This is a genomic window from Ruegeria sp. E8 (assembly GCF_056533985.1).
Map to the genome: position 1 here is coordinate 319,001 of NZ_JBQFOY010000002.1, position 17,215 is coordinate 336,215.

Annotated in this window: 20 protein-coding genes; all 20 read right to left on the reverse strand. The window is 59.2% G+C overall.

Annotation, left to right across the window (positions count from 1 at the left end):
• Positions 1 to 4: 4 nt before the first annotated feature.
• The 20 genes from ACR0LF_RS05170 to ACR0LF_RS05265 all read right to left on the reverse strand — a co-directional run bounded on the left by ACR0LF_RS05170 (position 5) and on the right by ACR0LF_RS05265 (position 17,214).
• The gene (locus ACR0LF_RS05170) at positions 5 to 754 is read right to left on the reverse strand and encodes a biotin--[acetyl-CoA-carboxylase] ligase (RefSeq protein ID WP_480575947.1); all 750 of its coding nucleotides are present in this window, start codon (positions 752 to 754) and stop codon (positions 5 to 7) included.
• A 54-nt stretch (positions 755 to 808) separates the two neighbouring features.
• Complete coding sequence (nuoN, locus tag ACR0LF_RS05175) at positions 809 to 2,251, reverse strand: NADH-quinone oxidoreductase subunit NuoN (RefSeq protein WP_480575950.1); 1,443 nt, start codon at positions 2,249 to 2,251, stop codon at positions 809 to 811.
• 15 nt (positions 2,252 to 2,266) lie between these two features.
• Positions 2,267 to 3,811: an NADH-quinone oxidoreductase subunit M gene (locus ACR0LF_RS05180; RefSeq protein WP_480575953.1), complete on the reverse strand. Its 1,545-nt coding sequence runs from the start codon at positions 3,809 to 3,811 to the stop codon at positions 2,267 to 2,269.
• Positions 3,811 to 5,946 carry an NADH-quinone oxidoreductase subunit L gene (gene nuoL, locus ACR0LF_RS05185; RefSeq protein ID WP_480575957.1) on the reverse strand — a complete coding sequence of 712 codons (2,136 nt, stop codon included), beginning with the start codon at positions 5,944 to 5,946 and terminating at the stop codon, positions 3,811 to 3,813. The genes ACR0LF_RS05180 and nuoL overlap by 1 nt, the downstream gene beginning before the upstream one ends.
• Before the next feature lie 6 nt (positions 5,947 to 5,952).
• On the reverse strand, positions 5,953 to 6,258 hold the full coding sequence (nuoK, locus tag ACR0LF_RS05190) for an NADH-quinone oxidoreductase subunit NuoK (protein WP_005984024.1): 306 nt from the start codon (positions 6,256 to 6,258) through the stop codon (positions 5,953 to 5,955).
• Positions 6,259 to 6,381: 123 nt separating this feature from the next.
• Positions 6,382 to 6,984 (reverse strand): NADH-quinone oxidoreductase subunit J, encoded by a 603-nt coding sequence (locus tag ACR0LF_RS05195; protein ID WP_480575961.1) that lies wholly within the window; start codon positions 6,982 to 6,984, stop codon positions 6,382 to 6,384.
• A complete protein-coding gene (locus tag ACR0LF_RS05200) occupies positions 6,981 to 7,391 on the reverse strand; it encodes a carboxymuconolactone decarboxylase family protein (RefSeq protein ID WP_480575964.1) in 411 nt (136 codons plus the stop codon). The genes ACR0LF_RS05195 and ACR0LF_RS05200 overlap by 4 nt, the downstream gene beginning before the upstream one ends.
• Before the next feature lie 244 nt (positions 7,392 to 7,635).
• Positions 7,636 to 8,130: an NADH-quinone oxidoreductase subunit NuoI gene (nuoI, locus tag ACR0LF_RS05205; RefSeq protein WP_039524264.1), complete on the reverse strand. Its 495-nt coding sequence runs from the start codon at positions 8,128 to 8,130 to the stop codon at positions 7,636 to 7,638.
• Between the two features lies 1 nt (position 8,131).
• Positions 8,132 to 9,169, reverse strand: coding sequence for an NADH-quinone oxidoreductase subunit NuoH (gene nuoH, locus ACR0LF_RS05210; RefSeq protein ID WP_480575967.1), 1,038 nt, complete (start codon positions 9,167 to 9,169; stop codon positions 8,132 to 8,134).
• The gene (locus ACR0LF_RS05215; RefSeq protein WP_480575971.1) at positions 9,162 to 9,368 is read right to left on the reverse strand and encodes a hypothetical protein; all 207 of its coding nucleotides are present in this window, start codon (positions 9,366 to 9,368) and stop codon (positions 9,162 to 9,164) included. Before ACR0LF_RS05215 ends, nuoH begins: the two co-directional genes overlap by 8 nt.
• Entirely contained in the window at positions 9,365 to 11,386 is a 2,022-nt protein-coding gene (nuoG, locus tag ACR0LF_RS05220) for an NADH-quinone oxidoreductase subunit NuoG (protein WP_480575974.1), read from the reverse strand. The genes ACR0LF_RS05215 and nuoG overlap by 4 nt, the downstream gene beginning before the upstream one ends.
• 3 nt (positions 11,387 to 11,389) lie before the next feature.
• On the reverse strand, positions 11,390 to 11,794 hold the full coding sequence (locus tag ACR0LF_RS05225) for a DUF5333 domain-containing protein (RefSeq protein WP_480575977.1): 405 nt from the start codon (positions 11,792 to 11,794) through the stop codon (positions 11,390 to 11,392).
• 98 nt (positions 11,795 to 11,892) lie between these two features.
• The gene (locus ACR0LF_RS05230) at positions 11,893 to 12,243 is read right to left on the reverse strand and encodes a hypothetical protein (protein WP_480575981.1); all 351 of its coding nucleotides are present in this window, start codon (positions 12,241 to 12,243) and stop codon (positions 11,893 to 11,895) included.
• A 37-nt stretch (positions 12,244 to 12,280) separates the two neighbouring features.
• Positions 12,281 to 12,697 (reverse strand): MAPEG family protein, encoded by a 417-nt coding sequence (locus ACR0LF_RS05235; RefSeq protein WP_480575984.1) that lies wholly within the window; start codon positions 12,695 to 12,697, stop codon positions 12,281 to 12,283.
• Between the two features lie 5 nt (positions 12,698 to 12,702).
• Positions 12,703 to 14,001 (reverse strand): NADH-quinone oxidoreductase subunit NuoF, encoded by a 1,299-nt coding sequence (gene nuoF / locus ACR0LF_RS05240; RefSeq protein ID WP_480575987.1) that lies wholly within the window; start codon positions 13,999 to 14,001, stop codon positions 12,703 to 12,705.
• 12 nt (positions 14,002 to 14,013) lie between these two features.
• On the reverse strand, positions 14,014 to 14,235 hold the full coding sequence (locus ACR0LF_RS05245) for a DUF5337 domain-containing protein (RefSeq protein ID WP_480576194.1): 222 nt from the start codon (positions 14,233 to 14,235) through the stop codon (positions 14,014 to 14,016).
• A gap of 33 nt (positions 14,236 to 14,268) precedes the next feature.
• Positions 14,269 to 15,387: an NADH-quinone oxidoreductase subunit NuoE gene (gene nuoE, locus ACR0LF_RS05250; protein ID WP_480575990.1), complete on the reverse strand. Its 1,119-nt coding sequence runs from the start codon at positions 15,385 to 15,387 to the stop codon at positions 14,269 to 14,271.
• Positions 15,387 to 15,869: a hypothetical protein gene (locus tag ACR0LF_RS05255; RefSeq protein WP_480575993.1), complete on the reverse strand. Its 483-nt coding sequence runs from the start codon at positions 15,867 to 15,869 to the stop codon at positions 15,387 to 15,389. Before ACR0LF_RS05255 ends, nuoE begins: the two co-directional genes overlap by 1 nt.
• Positions 15,866 to 17,089: an NADH-quinone oxidoreductase subunit D gene (locus tag ACR0LF_RS05260; protein ID WP_480575996.1), complete on the reverse strand. Its 1,224-nt coding sequence runs from the start codon at positions 17,087 to 17,089 to the stop codon at positions 15,866 to 15,868. The genes ACR0LF_RS05255 and ACR0LF_RS05260 overlap by 4 nt, the downstream gene beginning before the upstream one ends.
• Positions 17,089 to 17,214: a hypothetical protein gene (locus tag ACR0LF_RS05265; protein WP_480856071.1), complete on the reverse strand. Its 126-nt coding sequence runs from the start codon at positions 17,212 to 17,214 to the stop codon at positions 17,089 to 17,091. The genes ACR0LF_RS05260 and ACR0LF_RS05265 overlap by 1 nt, the downstream gene beginning before the upstream one ends.
• Between the last annotated feature and the right edge of the window lies 1 nt (position 17,215).

Here is a 17,215-nt window from a genome sequence, read left to right on the forward strand (position 1 = left end):
CCTCTCAGAAATAGACATCTGCCGCAGGAATGCTAACGCGGCCTTTGGCGGTGTTTAAGACAAGGTTACCGCTTGCGTCCACCGTTTCGAAGGTCCCAACCGTCTCTGACGTGCCGGTACGTGCCGTAATGACCTCGCCCAGACGGGCCGCGCGGGACAGCCAGGCGGTGCGGATCGGCTCGAATCCATATGTGACGAATTGGGTTTCATAGGTGGCGTAGGCCGCCGCCAGTTCAGTCAGAAAATCCTCGGGCGAAACATGCGCCCCGGTTTCCGACAGCAATGAGACAGGCCGGAGCGCACCGGGCTCCACAGCACCAGCGTCCGGGGCATTGGCCAGATTCACGCCGATACCAATGGACAAATGCGCCACACCTCTCCCCTGCCCCGTGCTTTCCAGCAGGATACCGGCCAGCTTGCCCCCGTTCAGCAGCACATCATTGGGCCATTTCAGCGACAGTCCGGCAGTCCGTCCGGTCACGGCAACACAGGCATCAAACAGCGCCAGCGCTGCCACGAAACTGCGCAACGCCGCCTGCTCCGGTGCGCCTTGCGGGCGCATCAGCAATGTCACGGCCAGATTGCCCATGGGGTTGGCCCAGGTCCGCCCACGCCGCCCACGCGCTGCGGTTTGGTGGTGCGCCATAATCCAGACCGGACCACGGGCATTGGGGGCGATCCGCGCCGCCTCGTTCAGTGTGCTATCGACTTCCTGCACCTCGTGCAGGCCGTACCCCTGGGGCCACTTGGTCATATCAAAAAGGCCCGGTCACACGACCGAGCCCCTCCTGCCAGTTGTTCAAAACGTTCAGTTGACAAGTGTAGCCGCCGCAGCTGCCGCCGCGCCCTCAACACCGAATTGATAGAAGATACCGACCAGCATCAAAGCGGCTGAACCCATCAATGCAACCCAAAGCACAGGCGTCGACCGGGTTTCGATCGGGTCTTCGTTTTCCTCTCCGAAATACATGTAGAACACGATCCGCAGGTAATAGAATGCGCCGATGACTGAGGCGATGGCCGAGACGATAACCAGACCGGTCAAGCCTGCGCTGACACCGGCTTGCCAGACACCGAACTTCGCAAAAAAGCCCAACATCGGTGGTACACCGGCCAGTGAGAACATCAGGATCAGAACGGCCAGCGCCTTGCCCGGATCACGTTTGGAATACTGGCGCAGCGCGTCAATGTCGGTGATCGGCTTACCATCGCGCTCCATCATCAGAATGAAGGCGAAAGTACCGATATTCATGGTCACATAAATCGCCAGATACATCAGCATCGCTTTGATACCCAGTTCGGTCCCTGCCGCCAGACCGATCAGCGCATAGCCCATATGGGCAATCGACGAAAACGCCATCAGTCGTTTGATGTCGCGCTGCCCAATCGCAGCCACGGCACCCAGCAGCATCGACAGCACCGAAAGCAGCACGATCACCTGCTGCCAGTCTTTGACAACGCCGCCGAACGCGTCATGCAGCAGACGCGCGAACAGCGCCATCGCCGCAACCTTGGGCGCGGTGGCAAAGAAGGCGGTGATCGGCGTGGGCGAGCCTTCGTAAACGTCCGGCGTCCACATGTGAAACGGAACCGCCGAAACCTTGAAGGCAAGGCCCGAGATCAGGAAGATCAGGCCAAACAGCAGACCAACCGAGACGTCTCCGTGATGGACAGTCTGGATAATGCCCGAGAACAGTGTGGTGCCGGTGAAGCCGTAAACCAGCGACGCACCATACAGCAGCAGACCCGAACTGAGCGCGCCCAGCACAAAGTACTTCAGACCCGCTTCGGTCGATTTCGCGCTGTCCCGACGCAATGCCGCCACAACGTAGAGCGAGAGCGATTGCAGTTCGAGCCCCATGTAAAGCGACATCAGATCGCCTGCGCTGACCATCATCATCATACCCACGGCGGCAAGCGCTACCAGCAGCGGGTATTCAAAGCGCAGTAGGTCCCGGCGCGCCATGTATTCCTGGCTCATGACCAAAACAGCGCCTGCGGACAGCAGGATGGCGACCTTGGAAAAGCGGGCAAAGCCGTCATCCACGAACATCCCGTTGAACGCGACATTGGTGCCATCGCCCTGGGTGGCAATCCAAATCGCCAGAAGAGCCATCAGACCGGCCGTGGTCCAGACCAGCAACGACGCCAGCCCGTCTTTCGACGTGTAGACAGCCCCGATCAGAGCCGCCATCGCATACACGGCCAGAACGATTTCCGGCAGGATTATTGTCAGATCAGCCTGGATCATGTCTCCAAAGCCTCCTTAATGCGAAGCGGCCGTCTGGGTCGCAGCCTCGGCTGCGGCCAGAGCCGTGTCATAGTTCGAGATCAGCGCGGCGGTCGAGTTGCCGATCACATCGGTCACCAGCGACGGGTAAACCCCCAGCAAGATGGTCATCACGATCAGCGGTGCAAAGATCAGCCGCTCGCGCGAGCTCATGTCGGTCATCGCCTTCAGGCTTTCCTTGATCAGATCGCCAAAGACCACCCGGCGATACAGCCACAGCGCATAGGCCGCCGAGAAAATCACGCCCGTCGCCGCCACGGCCGTCACCCAAGTGTTGACCTGGAAGGCTCCCATCAGGGTCAGGAATTCTCCGATGAACCCCGAGGTTCCCGGCAGGCCGACATTGGCCATGGTGAACAGCATGAAGACCAGCGCGTATGCGGGCATCCGGATGACCAGACCGCCATAGGCCTCAATGTCGCGGGTGTGCATCCGGTCGTAGATCACGCCGACACAAAGGAAGAGCGCCGCCGAGATGAACCCGTGACTGAGCATCTGGAAAATCGCGCCGTCGATGCCCTGCTGGTTCGCCGCAAAGATACCCATGGTCACAAAGCCCATATGCGCGACCGAGGAATAGGCGATCAGCTTTTTCATGTCCTCCTGCACCAGCGCCACCAGCGAGGTATAGACGACCGCAATCGCAGACATCCACAGCACCAGATCGGTCATCACCGCCGAGCCCACAGGGAACATAGGCAGGCTGAACCGCAGGAAGCCATAGCCGCCCATCTTCAGCAAGATTGCCGCCAGAACAACCGAACCGGCGGTCGGCGCCTGAACGTGGGCATCCGGCAACCAGGTGTGAACCGGCCACATCGGCATTTTCACCGCAAACGAGGCAAAGAACGCCAAGAACATCAGCGTCTGCATGCCGCCGACGATATAGACGCCCAGCACGCTGAACCCTTCGGACGAGAACTGATGGTGCATCAGTGCCTCGATATCCGTGGTGCCCGCATCGGCATACATCGCCACCATCGCCACCAACATCAGCACCGAGCCGAGGAAGGTGTAGAGGAAGAACTTGAAGCTCGCGTAGATACGATCCTTGCCGCCCCAGATACCGATGATCAGGAACATTGGGATCAGTCCCGCTTCGAAGAACAGGTAGAACAACACCAGATCCAGCGCCATGAATACGCCCAGCATCAGCGTTTCCAGCAGCAGGAACGCCACCATGTATTCCTTGACGCGGTCAGTTACATGCCAGCTGGCCAGAATGGTCAGCGGCATGATGAAGGTGGTGAGCAGCACGAACAGAACGCTGATGCCGTCGACACCCATCTTGTATTTCAGACCCAGCAGCCACTCGCCTTCTTCCACCATCTGGAAGCCGGTGTTGGACGGATCGAAGCCGGTATAGATACCAATCGAGACCAAAAAAGTAACGGTCGTGGCCAGCAGCGCGATCCACTTGGCATTCCGCTGAGCCGCCGCGTCGTCCCCTTGCAGGAACAACGCCAGGATACCCGCTGCGATGGCCGGGATGAAGGTAACGATCGAGAGGATGTTGTCCATTACTGCGCTCCTCCGCCAATCGACATCCAGGTGACAAGGGCTGCGATGCCCAGCACCATCCAGAACGCGTAAGTAAAGATGTAACCCGTCTGCGCCTTGCCTGCGAGGCGGGTGAAGAAGGGAACAACGCCCATTGCAACTCCGTTCAGGAAGCCATCGATCGTGTTACCGTCCCCGCGTTTCCACAGGAACCGGCCGAGTGCCACGGTAGGTTTGACGAAGACCGCATCGTAAATCTCGTCAAAGTACCACTTGTTCAACAGGAACAGGTAAAGAGGACGCTGGTTCGCTGCCAAACGGGCAGGCAGCGACGTGTTCACGATGTAGAACCAGTACGCCACAACAAAGCCCAGCAGCATCGCGACAAACGGCGAGACCTTGACCCATTTCGGAGCGGCATGCGCATCGTCGAGGACATGGTTATCCGGCGCGATATAGATCGCCCCTTCACCCGGCTCGCCCGCAAACGCATAGTGGTGGTCGCCACCCTTCGCGGGTTTGTCATCGTGCGCGGCGTCATCGGCGTGGCCATCGTCGGAGTGGCCGTCATCTGCGTGCGTATCTTCCGTTCCATGATCGCCCGCCTCAGCATGTTCCGACGCCTCGGCCACAGGGATTCCATAGAACTTGCCCACCTTGTCCGTATGGCCAAAGAAATTACCGTACCAGATCATGCCCGCAAACACCGCGCCCAGAGACAGAACGCCCAGCGGCACCAACATGGTCATCGGGCTTTCGTGCGCATGATCATGCGTATGCTGATCACCGCGTGGTGTGCCGTAGAAGGTCAGGAAGATAAGACGCCAGCTGTAGAAAGAGGTAAACATGGCCGCGATGACCAGCATCCAGAACGCATAGCCGGTACCGCCCGCAAAGGCGCTTTCGATAATCGCGTCTTTTGACAGGAACCCGGCGAACCCGATCTGGGTCAGCGGAATGCCCACACCAGTGATAGCCAGCGTCCCGATCATCATCGCCCAGAACGTATAGGGGATTTTCTTCCGCAGGCCGCCGTATTCGGTCATCTCCTGCTCGTGATGCATCGCATGGATCACCGAACCGGCACCAAGGAACAACAGCGCCTTGAAGAACGCGTGCGTGAACAGGTGGAACATCGCCGCCGAGTACATGCCGACGCCAGCAGCCACGAACATATAGCCCAGTTGCGAACAGGTCGAATAGGCGATGACGCGCTTGATGTCGGTCTGCACCAGACCCACGGTCGCGGCAAAGAACGCGGTCGAGGCCCCGAGGAAAGTGATGAACCCGGTCGCCCCCGGCGCGAATTCCATCAGCGGTGACATGCGGCAAACGAGGAACACACCAGCAGTCACCATGGTCGCGGCGTGGATCAGAGCCGACACGGGCGTCGGACCTTCCATCGCATCCGGCAACCAGGTGTGCAGGATCAACTGCGCCGATTTACCCATCGCTCCGATGAACAGCAGAACACAGATCACTTCGACCGCATTCCACTCTCCCCAGAGAAAGTTCAGCTGCGTTTCCGAAAGTGTCGAGGCCGACGCAAAAATGTCCGAGAAGTTGATGCTGTCAGTCAGGAAGAACAGCGCAAAGATACCCAGCGCAAAGCCAAAATCGCCCACCCGGTTGACAACGAAAGCCTTGATCGCAGCAGCGTTGGCCGACGGTTTGCGATAATAGAACCCGATCAGCAGATAGGACGCGACGCCAACGCCTTCCCAGCCAAAGAACATCTGCACCAGATTATCCGCCGTCACCAGCATCAGCATCGCGAAAGTAAAGAAGGACAGATAGGCGAAGAAACGCGGCTTATAGCTCTCGCCCTCGCGCCACTGTGGATCGTGATCCATGTAGCCGAAGGAATAGAGGTGTACGAGCGCCGAAACGGTCGTCACCACAATCAGCATGATTGCGGTCAGACGGTCCAGACGGATGGCCCAGCTTGTCGACAGCGATCCGCTCTCGATCCAGCGCATGATCTCGATCTGCTGGGTCACCCCGTCAAACGTGAAGAACACGATCCACGACAGAAGACAGGCCAGAAACAGCAGGCCGGTGGCGGTCCACATGGCGGCTTTTTCACCAATGAACTTCCAGCCGAACCCGCAGAGCAGCGCGCCCACCAGCGGGGCAAAGAGGATGGTGGTTTCCATGTTCCCTTACCCCTTCATCATATTGACGTCTTCAACCGCGATGGTGCCGCGGTTGCGGAAGAAGCAGACCAGAATGGCCAGCCCAATCGCCGCCTCGGCCGCCGCCACGGTCAGAACGAACAGCGTAAACACCTGCCCGACCAGATCGCCGAGAAAACTGGAGAACGCCACGAGGTTGATATTCACCGCCAGCAGCATCAGTTCGATGCTCATCAGCAGGATGATGACGTTCTTGCGGTTCAGGAAGAGACCGAAGATGCCGATGACGAACAGCGTCGCTGCCACAGTCAGGTAATGTTCAAGTCCGATCATTTTCTTTCGGTCCCATTCGTTTCCTGTTCTTCGCTGCCCTATACCCGACCCAAGCAAGTATGAAAGGCACCGCAACTAGTAGTTTCAGCAGCCAGTAATCCACAGAAAGTACCAGCGGCAATGTCAAAGTCCCTGCCCCGGTTTCACATCCTTCAGCTCCATCGCCTTGGCCGGGTCGCGCATCATTTGGCCGACGATGTCCTGACGCTTGATGTCCTGACGGTGGCGCAGGGTCAGCACAATGGCGCCGATCATGGCGACCAGCAGGATCAGGCCCGCAAGCTGGAACAGAAGGAAGTATTGATCATAAAGGATGACGCCGAGCGCCTCGGTGTTGTGGCGGTCTGTTGGGACCGGCTGGGCCAGATTGGCCTCAATGCCCTGCGCGCTGTCCCATGCGCCAAAGGCCATGACGAACTGCATCAGGATGACCAGACCGATCAACAGGGCCAGCGGCATATAGCGCGCCATCTCGGCCTTGAACTCGGCAAAGTCCACGTCCAGCATCATCACCACAAACAGGAACAGCACCGCGACCGCGCCCACGTAGACGATGATCAGCAGCATCGCCACGAACTCGGCCCCCAGCAGCACGAATAGCCCCGCCGCGGACAGGAAGGACAGGATCAGCCACAGCACCGAGTGCACAGGTTGGCGGCTGATCACCGTGAACAGCCCGCCGGTGATGGCGCTGATAGCAAACAGGTAGAAGGCAAAGACGGTCATTGATCCTCATCCTCGTTGTCGCCCATGGCCTCTTGCGCCAGATCCAGCGCGCGGGTCATGGCCGGGATGCCGGCAAAGACCGACATCTGACCGATCGTTTCCACGATCTCTTGTTTCTTGGCGCCGGCCTCCAACGCGTGGCGCACGGTCTGGCGTACCGCCGCGTCCGCCTGTGCGCCCTGACAGGTCAGCCCGGCCAGCGTCAGCAAAAGCCGGGTCTTGGCATCCAGCCCGTCCTTGTTGACGGTGTTGCCGAACATCATCTCCATGACCTCTTTGGGCATGGTCGGCCACAGCGCCTCGAACCCTTTAGGCGAGAAGCTTTCCATCGCCGGGTTCATCGCCTTGGCCATGTCCTGAGCTTGGCGCATCATCAGCTCGAACGGATTTGTCGGATTATCAGTCATTGGGGGCGCAACCAGTAAGCCGTCGATGCGACAAAAATGAGAATATACAGATAGACGTCTAATCCCGGTTTCTTGTACTTCGACAAAAATAGATCAGTCGCAAATAACGACGCGCACAATACGAGCCCAAAAAGAACTGCTTCAACGGCTCCATCGAAACCCATTTGCCACCTAATTAAGGCAAGTATCGAGAAACCCGTGAGCAAGACGAGATAAAACTTCCACTGCGATAAGAACACTTTCGTCATCTGTACGGCGCGTCCATTTCCAGGTTGCGGGCGATCTCGGCTTCCCAACGTTCGCCATTATCCAGCAGCTTTTCCTTGTCGTAGAACAGCTCTTCCCGGGTTTCGGTGGCAAACTCAAAATTTGGGCCTTCGACGATGGCATCGACCGGGCAAGCTTCTTGGCAGAAACCGCAATAGATGCATTTGGTCATGTCGATGTCATAGCGCGTGGTGCGGCGGCTGCCGTCTTCTCTTGGCTCGGCATCAATTGTGATGGCTTGCGCCGGGCAGATCGCCTCGCACAGTTTGCAGGCGATGCAGCGTTCCTCGCCATTCGGGTAACGACGCAGAGCGTGCTCCCCCCTGAACCGCGGTGACAGAGGGCCCTTTTCGTGCGGATAATTCACGGTGGCCTTGGGCGCGAAGAAGTATTTTAGCCCAAGCTTCATGCCGACCCAGAAGTCCTGCAACAGGAAGTACTTGGCAGCGCGGGTATAGTCGATTTGGGTCATATCAGCCTCCTACGCTCCAACGGGCAAACGCGCCCCAGAACCAGTCGAATTTCGCCGCAAAGGCCACGAAGACCACCCAGGCCAGCGAGAACGGCAGGAACACTTTCCAGCCCAGACGCATCAGCTGGTCATAGCGGTAGCGGGGCGTGATCGCCTTGACCATCGCGAAGATGAAGAAGAAGAACGCCATCTTGGCGACCATCCACAGCACGCCATCGGGCAGGCCGGGGATCGGCGACAGCCAGCCGCCGAAAAACAGCAGCGTGGTCAGCGCACACATCAGGAAGATGGCGATGTATTCACCCGCCATGAACAGCAGGAACGGCGTGGCTGAGTATTCGACCTGATAACCGGCGACCAGTTCCGATTCCGCCTCGGGCAGGTCGAACGGGGGCCGGTTGGTCTCGGCCAGTGCCGAGATGAAGAACAGGAAGACCATCGGGAAATGCGGCAGCCAGTACCAGCTGAAGAAGCCAAACGAGCCATCCTGCGCCCGCACGATGTCGCCGAAATTCATCGAACCGGTCGAGATGATGATGCCGATGATGATCAGACCGATCGAGACTTCATAGGAAATCATCTGCGCGGCCGAGCGTAGCGAGCCAAGGAACGGGTACTTTGAGTTCGACGCCCAACCGCCCATAATCACGCCATAAACCTCCAGCGAGGACACGGCGAAAACATAGAGGATGGCGACGTTGATATCTGACAGCACCCAACCATCGTTGAACGGGATCACCGCCCAGGCGATCATGGCCAGAACAAACGAGGTCAGCGGTGCGAGGATAAAGACGGTCCGATCAGCCCCTGCCGGGATCACCACCTCTTTGACCACATATTTCAGCGCGTCCGCCACCGATTGCAGCAGGCCATAGACGCCCACCACGTTGGGTCCGCGACGCATCTGTACCGCCGCCCATATCTTGCGGTCGCCATAAACGAGGAACAACAGCGAGATCATCACAAAGGCAACAACGGCAAGCACTTGCGCCAAGATGATGATGGCTATTCCGCCTGGGGTGTTAAAGAAATCAGCCATTGGTCCTCACACCGTGGGTATTCCGTTTTCCGCGCGCGATGCAAAGGCCAGATGCCTGCGCAAATTGCGGCTGGGTCGGCGCGTTGGTGTAAACAGCATCTGCTGCCATTGCGCCACCCTTTTTGTTGCGTTTCTTGCGCAATTCTCCGGCCACCATAGCGCCGATGTCAAAAAGCGATATGAAACGGGTCTGGATCATTCCGCCGCAATCTTCTCGGCTTTGCGCGCCTGCGCCTGCGCGGAAAGCTCGGCCATCAGCTGCGACGCGCGCGCGATCGGGTTCGTCAGGTAGAATTCCTTGACCGCATTGCGGAATGTCGCCGCGCCCAGAGATCCAGCCTCGAGCGCCTGAACTTCATTCTCGATCACTTCGTCAATGCGCGACAGGTGCGGCACCGCTTCGATCAGTGCGGTACGCAGTTGCGCCAGCGAGTCAAAGGGCAGCGTCGCGCCCAGATCTGCCGAAAGCGCCCGCAGGATGGCCCAGTTTTCCTTCGCCTCTCCCGGCGCGAACCCGGCGCGCATCGCCAATTGCGGGCGGCCTTCGGTGTTCACGAACAGACCGTTTTCCTCAGTGTACGCCGCACCCGGCAGGATCACGTCGGCGCGGTGCGCGCCCCGGTCTCCGTGGCTGCCCTGATAGATGACAAATGCCCCATCGCCGATTTCGACTTCATCCGCACCGAGGTTGTAGATCACGTCTGCGGCGTTGATTGCATCCATGCCGCCTTCGTTGGTGGCATCCACATCCATCGCACCGACGCGAGACGCAGCCGTGTGCAGCACGATCAGGCCACTTTCGGTATTGCCAGCAATGGCTTGCGCGGCGGCCAGTACGGCGGCGCCATCCGCCTCTTGCAGCGCGCCCTGCCCGACGATGACCAGCGAGCGTTTGCCCTTGATCTCATCATCGCCGCCCATGTCGACAACTTTCTGCAACGCCGCGCGGTCATCGCCCATGTGGTGGTACGCATATGTCAGATCGACCGCCGACCCAACCAGAGCCACCTCGGCCCCATGCGCCCAAGCCTTGCGGATGCGCGCGTTCAGAACCGGAGCCTCATCCCGCGGGTTGGTGCCGATCAGCAGAATGCGCTCGGCCGTATCGATATCTTCAATCGCGGCGGTTCCGGCATAAGCGGCACGATTGCCCGCAGGCAGCTTGGCACCATCAGTGCGACACTCAACGACACCGCCCCGCCCCTCGATCATCTGTTTCAGCGCGAATGCGGCCTCGACCGGCACCAGGTCACCCACGATCCCGGCGGGTTTCTCAGCGCCTTTCAGCGCTTCTGCGGCCTTGGTCAGCGCCTCGGGCCATGAGGCCGGTCGCAGCTTGCCATTCTCGCGCACATAGGGCTTGTCCAGACGCTGACGGCGCAGCCCGTCCCAGACAAAGCGGGTCTTGTCGCTGATCCACTCTTCGTTCACGCCATCATGGTTGCGCGGCAGGAAGCGCATCACTTCGCGCCCTTTGGTATCGACTCGGATGTTCGAGCCCAAGGCGTCCATCACGTCGATGGACTCGGTCTTTGTCAGCTCCCACGGGCGCGCTGTGAAGGCATAAGGCTTGGAGGTCAGTGCCCCGACTGGGCACAGGTCGATGATATTGCCCTGCAAGTTCGAATTCAGCGTCTCGTTCAGATACGAGGTAATCTCGGCATCCTCACCGCGCCCGGTCTGGCCCATCTGGGTGATCCCGGCAACCTCAGTCGTGAACCGCACACAGCGGGTGCAACTGATACAACGCGTCATCGCGGTGCCAACCAGCGGACCCAGATCCAGATCATCCACCGCGCGCTTGGCTTCCTTGAAACGCGTGCCCGAGAGGCCGTAGGCCATCGCCTGATCCTGCAGGTCACACTCGCCACCCTGATCGCAGATCGGGCAATCCAGCGGATGGTTGATCAGCAGGAACTCCATCACCCCTTCGCGGGCCTTCTTGACCATGGGCGAGTTGGTCTTGACCACCGGCGGCTGGCCTTCCGGCCCCGGACGCAGATCACGGACCTGCATCGCGCAGGACGCCGCGGGTTTCGGCGGACCACCGACAACCTCGACCAGACACATCCGGCAGTTCCCGGCGATCGACAGGCGCTCGTGATAACAGAAACGCGGCACCTCGACCCCGGCCTGTTCGCAAGCCTGGATCAGTGTCATAGCGCCATCGACTTCGATTTCCTGCCCGTCGATATTGATCTTGCGGAGGTCAGACATGGTCTAGTTCGCCCTCAAATACACGCCGATGGCGCTGTTTCTTTGAATTTCCTTCTGCCCCAGCGTGCAGAATGTGTTGGGGTTGTCATAGGTCACACCGTTCGAGGCCAGATACGCCTCGCCCTTGGTGCGCATCCGGTCTTTCTCGGCATCCGACTCGACATACGAGCGGATTTCAGTGTCCGAATACCCCAGTTTGTTTGCTTTGGACCGCAGCCCCCACATCACGCTGATCGCTTTCAATCGCCGCCCGCTGATCGACGGGCAGTATTCCGAAATCTCATTTGCGATGGCGATGTAATAGAGTTCGTTGTCGATCTCTTTGACATCCCTCAAGGGGGGCTTTGCTTCTGCAACAGCAGGGAAAGCCATCAGAGCAGCCAGAGCGGCCATTTTTGCATAAGACATGAGGTTTCCTTTCGTTTTGGAAGTTCCAAAACGAATTGGTCTGGTCTTGCTAGGCAATAACACCCTGCAACCCATGTCGTGATATGCAAATGCGCGTGTCATGGACGCTGGCATTTACCTGCAAATGTCAGTTGGTCATCACTGATACGAAGGTTTTGCGGCTCGGTATCCGGCCCCACCTTCCAATCGATTCGAGACGATCCGAAATTCTGAATACAGAATTTGGTGCCTTCATGACGACCGGCCTCGCGCGCGCCGTCCAGGGACGCGGAAACGCCCTTCACAACAACGGTAAAGTCGGTCGGCGACACTTTCTTGTCGACCACCTTCGCCTTTGCCCTGAAAGATTTTCCGTCGAACAGAAGACGATCTTCTGAGGGGGTGATCAGACCGCAAGCTGACAGACTTGCCACAGCCAGCACGACAATAAGGGTTTTTTTGGGCTTCATTCTATCCCTCTTTGGGTTCTTATCCGCCGTGTCCCTATCAAAACGCCGCCACCAATGCCATCAATCCCATCACGACCATGCAGGCCCAGGCCACGACATACAGCACGGACCGCAAACCGCTGTGTGGCTTGCCTATGCCTTTGATATGCACCACCAACATTACCAATCGAGCGACCAAAGCAATGGACGCCAGCAGATTGACCCAAAACGGGCTGGCACCCAGCAGCACTGCCGCCGTCACAACGGTCAGAAACGCCGGAATCGTTTCCGTTCCATTCAGGTAAGCCCGGTTCAGACGATAAGCTTGATCAGCATAGTCTTGATCCGGGGTCGCTCCGGGTGCGAGGCCCTTGCCCTGCTTGGCCAGTGCCGAAAAAGGGGCCAGGAACAGTACGACCAGTGTAAAAAGCACCACCGACGCAATCGCGTGGCCATATTCTGCAAATACGTCCATTCCGTTTACTCCGCTGCCATCGCACCCATACGGCCCGATTTCTGAGCCTTGATGCGATCTTCGATTTCTTCCCGGAAGTTGCGGATCAGGCCCTGGATCGGCCAGGCCGCCGCGTCGCCAAGGGCGCAGATCGTGTGGCCTTCGACCTGTTTGGTCACGTCGAACAGCATATCGATCTCTTCCAACTCGGCCTCACCGCGCACCAGGCGATCCATCACGCGCATCATCCAACCGGTGCCTTCACGGCACGGCGTGCACTGGCCGCAGCTTTCGTGCTTGTAGAACTTCGACAAACGCCAGATCGCCTTGATGATGTCAGTGGACTTGTCCATCACGATCACCGCTGCCGTGCCAAGGCCCGAGCCAAGATCGTTGCGCAGATAGTCAAAATCCATGATCGCGTCGCGCATGTTTTCGCCGCGCACGCATGGCACCGACGAACCGCCGGGGATCACCGCCAGCAGATTGTCCCAGCCGCCACGAATACCGCCACAATGGGTTTCGATCAGTTCCTCGAAGGATATCGACATCGCCTCTTCGACGACGCAGGGGTTGTTCACGTGGCCCGAGATCGCAAACAGCTTGGTGCCCGCGTTGTTCTGACGGCCAAAGCCCGCGAACCAGTCGGCACCGCGGCGCAGAATAGTCGGCACAACGGCGATGGATTCTACGTTGTTCACGGTGGTAGGGCAGCCATAAAGACCCGCGCCTGCCGGGAACGGAGGTTTCATCCGCGGCATGCCCTTCTTGCCCTCAAGGCTTTCGATCAGGGCGGTTTCCTCGCCACAGATATAGGCCCCGGCCCCGTGATGCAGGAACAGATCGAAATCCCACCCCGAACCGGCAGCATTCTTGCCCAGCAGTCCGGCGTCATAAGCCTCATCAATCGCGGCCTGTAGCGCCTCACGCTCGCGGATGTACTCGCCGCGCAGATAAATATAGCAGGTATGCGCGTTCATCGCGAAAGACGCGATCAGGCAACCTTCGATCAACGTATGCGGATCATGGCGCATGATCTCGCGGTCTTTACAGGTGCCGGGCTCGGATTCGTCCGCGTTCACAACCAGATAGGCCGGGCGCCCGTCGCTTTCCTTGGGCATGAACGACCATTTCAGACCGGTGGGGAAGCCTGCGCCGCCGCGCCCGCGCAGGCCTGAATCCTTCATCGTCTGAATGATCCAGTCGCGGCCCTTTTCGATCATGCCAGCGGTGCCGTCCCAATGCCCCCGGGCCTGCGCGCCTTTCAGCGTGCGCTCATGCATCCCGTAGATGTTGGTAAAGATCCTGTCCTGATCCTTCAGCATCGTGTCTAACCTTCAGCTGTCCTGGCGCATGCGCCAGAGTTGAAAAATGTTCACGCCCGCATAGATGAACCCCGCCAAGGCGGCGAAATCAAACAGCAGCGCGTGGCGCGTTGTCAGTCCCAACGCGGGGCCGATGAACATGTTCATGGCAAGCCAAAGCACCATAGTCACAGCGATGACTATGCCGATATGTCGGCCCTTTCGGGCTATGGCCTGTTCCTTGTCCTTGTCCATCTCACCTGGGATGCCCCGGACGGGCACCGTCATTTAGTCTTTGTAAGTGCCGTCTTCCTTGGCACGTTTGGCAAATTCGGTTTCTTCGCCCTGCGCCAGTTGGGCGGCCTGTTCGATCCACCCATCCCGTTCGATCCGACCCTTGAACTTCAGCCGGGCATCCACCCAGGCCACTTGTTCCGGCGTCCACGCGGCGATCTGGTCGTAGTGGTAGAAACCCAACCCGTTCAGAGTTTCCTCCAGCTTCGGCCCGACGCCTTTCAGCATCTTGAGGTCATCCGGCTTACCGTCTCGCGCACCCGTCAGCGTCTCGGGCTGGTCTTCCTTGACCTCCGCCGGCGCGGCTTTGGCTTTCGCCTCCGCAGCCTGCTTCACTGCCGGTTTCGGAGCCTCAGGCGCTTTCGGGGGTTTCGCAGCCCCCGACGCACCGGCCTGTTTGCCATCCTTGCCCAGCCAACGGGTCAGGATCGGAACCTCGGTCCCGTCGATGCGTTTGACCGTGTCGCTCAGGTCCGTGGCGAGTTCGACACTGGCGTTGTACTGAGGCTTCCCCGCCTCATGTTCGTTGAGACTAGTCAGACCACTGAGCGGTTCGGCCGCATAGCGACCGTTCTGTGGGCCCGGAGTCGGAACCTTGCCCGCTGCCAGATCGTCGATGATCTTGCCAAAGCTCTCGGCGGTCAGGTCCTCATAGTAATCCTTGCCGATCTGCGCCATCGGAGCGTTGGTGCAGGACCCGAGGCATTCCACCTCTTCCCAGCTCAGCTTGCCATCGGTGGACAGTTCATGCGGCTTGGCGGCAATCTTGTCCTTGCAGACCGCGATCAGGTCCTCGGCCCCGCAGATCATGCAGGAAGTCGTGCCGCAGACCTGAATATGCGCCACAGATCCAACCGGTTGCAGCTGGAACATGAAGTAGAACGAGGCCACCTCAAGCACACGGATATAGGCCATACCCAGCATGTCGGCCACGGATTCAATCGCCGGACGGGACAGCCAGCCCTCCTGCTCCTGCGCGCGCCACAGCAGCGGGATAACCGCGCTGGCCTGACGGCCCTCGGGGTATTTGGTGATCTGTGCTTTGGCCCACTGCTGATTGGCAGCCGTAAAGGCAAAGCTATCGGGTTGTTCGGGGTGCAGACGGCGCAGCATTAGCAGGCATCTCCAATCACGATTATATAAGGGTCTTCCTGCCGGGCGCGGCCATCGGCAATCAGGCGTTCAATCAGCTCCGGGGTTTCGGTCCTGGAAAAACCGGCGGGCCGCAACTTGATCTCGGTCTCTTCTTCGCCCATTCGGCATCCGTTCAGACGAACGAAATCATACAGCGCATCTGCCCGCCCCTCGGTATCCTCGGCAGCCAGACCATGAGCGCCGCAAATTGCCGGAGCGATCTCAAAGATCGGCCCATCCAGCCCGGCCAGTCCTTGTTCGGCCCAGCCGTTGATCACTGAACTGACATCCTCTGGGGTCAACCCGCGCGTCGAAAATGCGCTTTCGGCGTCCGCTGTGTTCAGGCGACACCCGTTTTCCCGCATCACGTCCAACACCTGAGCCGTCGGGTGCGGAGTGGCGGCTGCGCCTGTTGCGCAGGCGGCCGCAACGATACTCAGGATCAGCGCTGCCCTGGTCACCGGTCAATCTCCCCGAACACGACGTCCATGGTGCCGATAATGGCCGCAACATCAGCCAGTTGGTGTCCACCGGCCACATGGTCCATCGCCTGCAAATGCAGGAACCCCGGCGCACGCAGCTTGGCGCGGTAGGGTTTGTTGCTGCCGTCAGCAACCAGGTAGACGCCGAACTCACCCTTCGGGGCTTCGACGGCGGCATAGACCTCGCCGGCAGGCACGTGGAAGCCTTCGGTATACAACTTGAAGTGATGGATCAGGCTTTCCATCGAGGTCTTCATGTCCGAGCGTTTCGGCGGGGTGATCTTGCCTCGGGCCAGAACGTCACCGGGGCAGTCGCGGATTTTGGCGATGGCCTGACGGATAATCAGAAGCGACTGGCGCATCTCTTCCATCCGCACCAGATAACGGTCATAGCAATCGCCGTTCTTGCCGACGGGGATCTGGAACTCGAACTCGTCATAGCATTCATAGGGCTGCGCGCGGCGCAGGTCCCAGGCCAGACCCGACCCGCGCACCATCACGCCCGAGAAGCCATACTTCTGGATGTCATCCTCGGTCACGACACCAATATCGGCGTTACGCTGTTTGAAGATGCGGTTTTCGGTCAGCAGACCGTCGATGTCGTCCAGAACAGCAGGGAATTCGTGGCTCCATGCCTCGATATCGTCCAGCAATTCCGGCGGCAGGTCCTGGTGCACACCGCCGGGGCGGAAATAGGCGGCGTGCAGGCGTGCTCCACAGGCACGCTCATAGAACACCATCAGCTTTTCGCGTTCCTCGAACCCCCACAGCGGTGGGGTCAGCGCCCCGACATCCATCGCCTGCGTCGTCACGTTCAACAGGTGATTCAGGATGCGCCCGATCTCGGAATACAACACCCGGATCAGCGAGCCACGACGCGGCACCTCAACCCCGGTCAGCTTTTCGATGGCCAGACACCAGGCATGTTCCTGATTCATCGGCGCCACGTAATCCAGACGATCGAAATACGGCAGGTTCTGCAGGTAGGTGCGGCTTTCCATCAGCTTTTCGGTGCCACGGTGCAGCAGGCCGATATGCGGGTCGCAACGTTCGACGATCTCACCGTCCAGCTCAAGCACAAGACGCAGAACCCCGTGCGCCGCAGGGTGTTGCGGGCCGAAGTTGATGTTGAAGTTGCGGATCTTCTGTTCTCCGCTCAGCGCATCCGTGCTGCCATCATCGTATCTTGAGCCGTCCATCAACGCCCTCGTTTCTTCTTTTTCGCCTCGGCCCGCACCCGGACCTTTTCGGCTTCGGCCGCTTTGGCAGCGACGCCTGCAAGCAAGACGCCCAAAGCGCCCAAAATGATCAGCTCACCCATCATG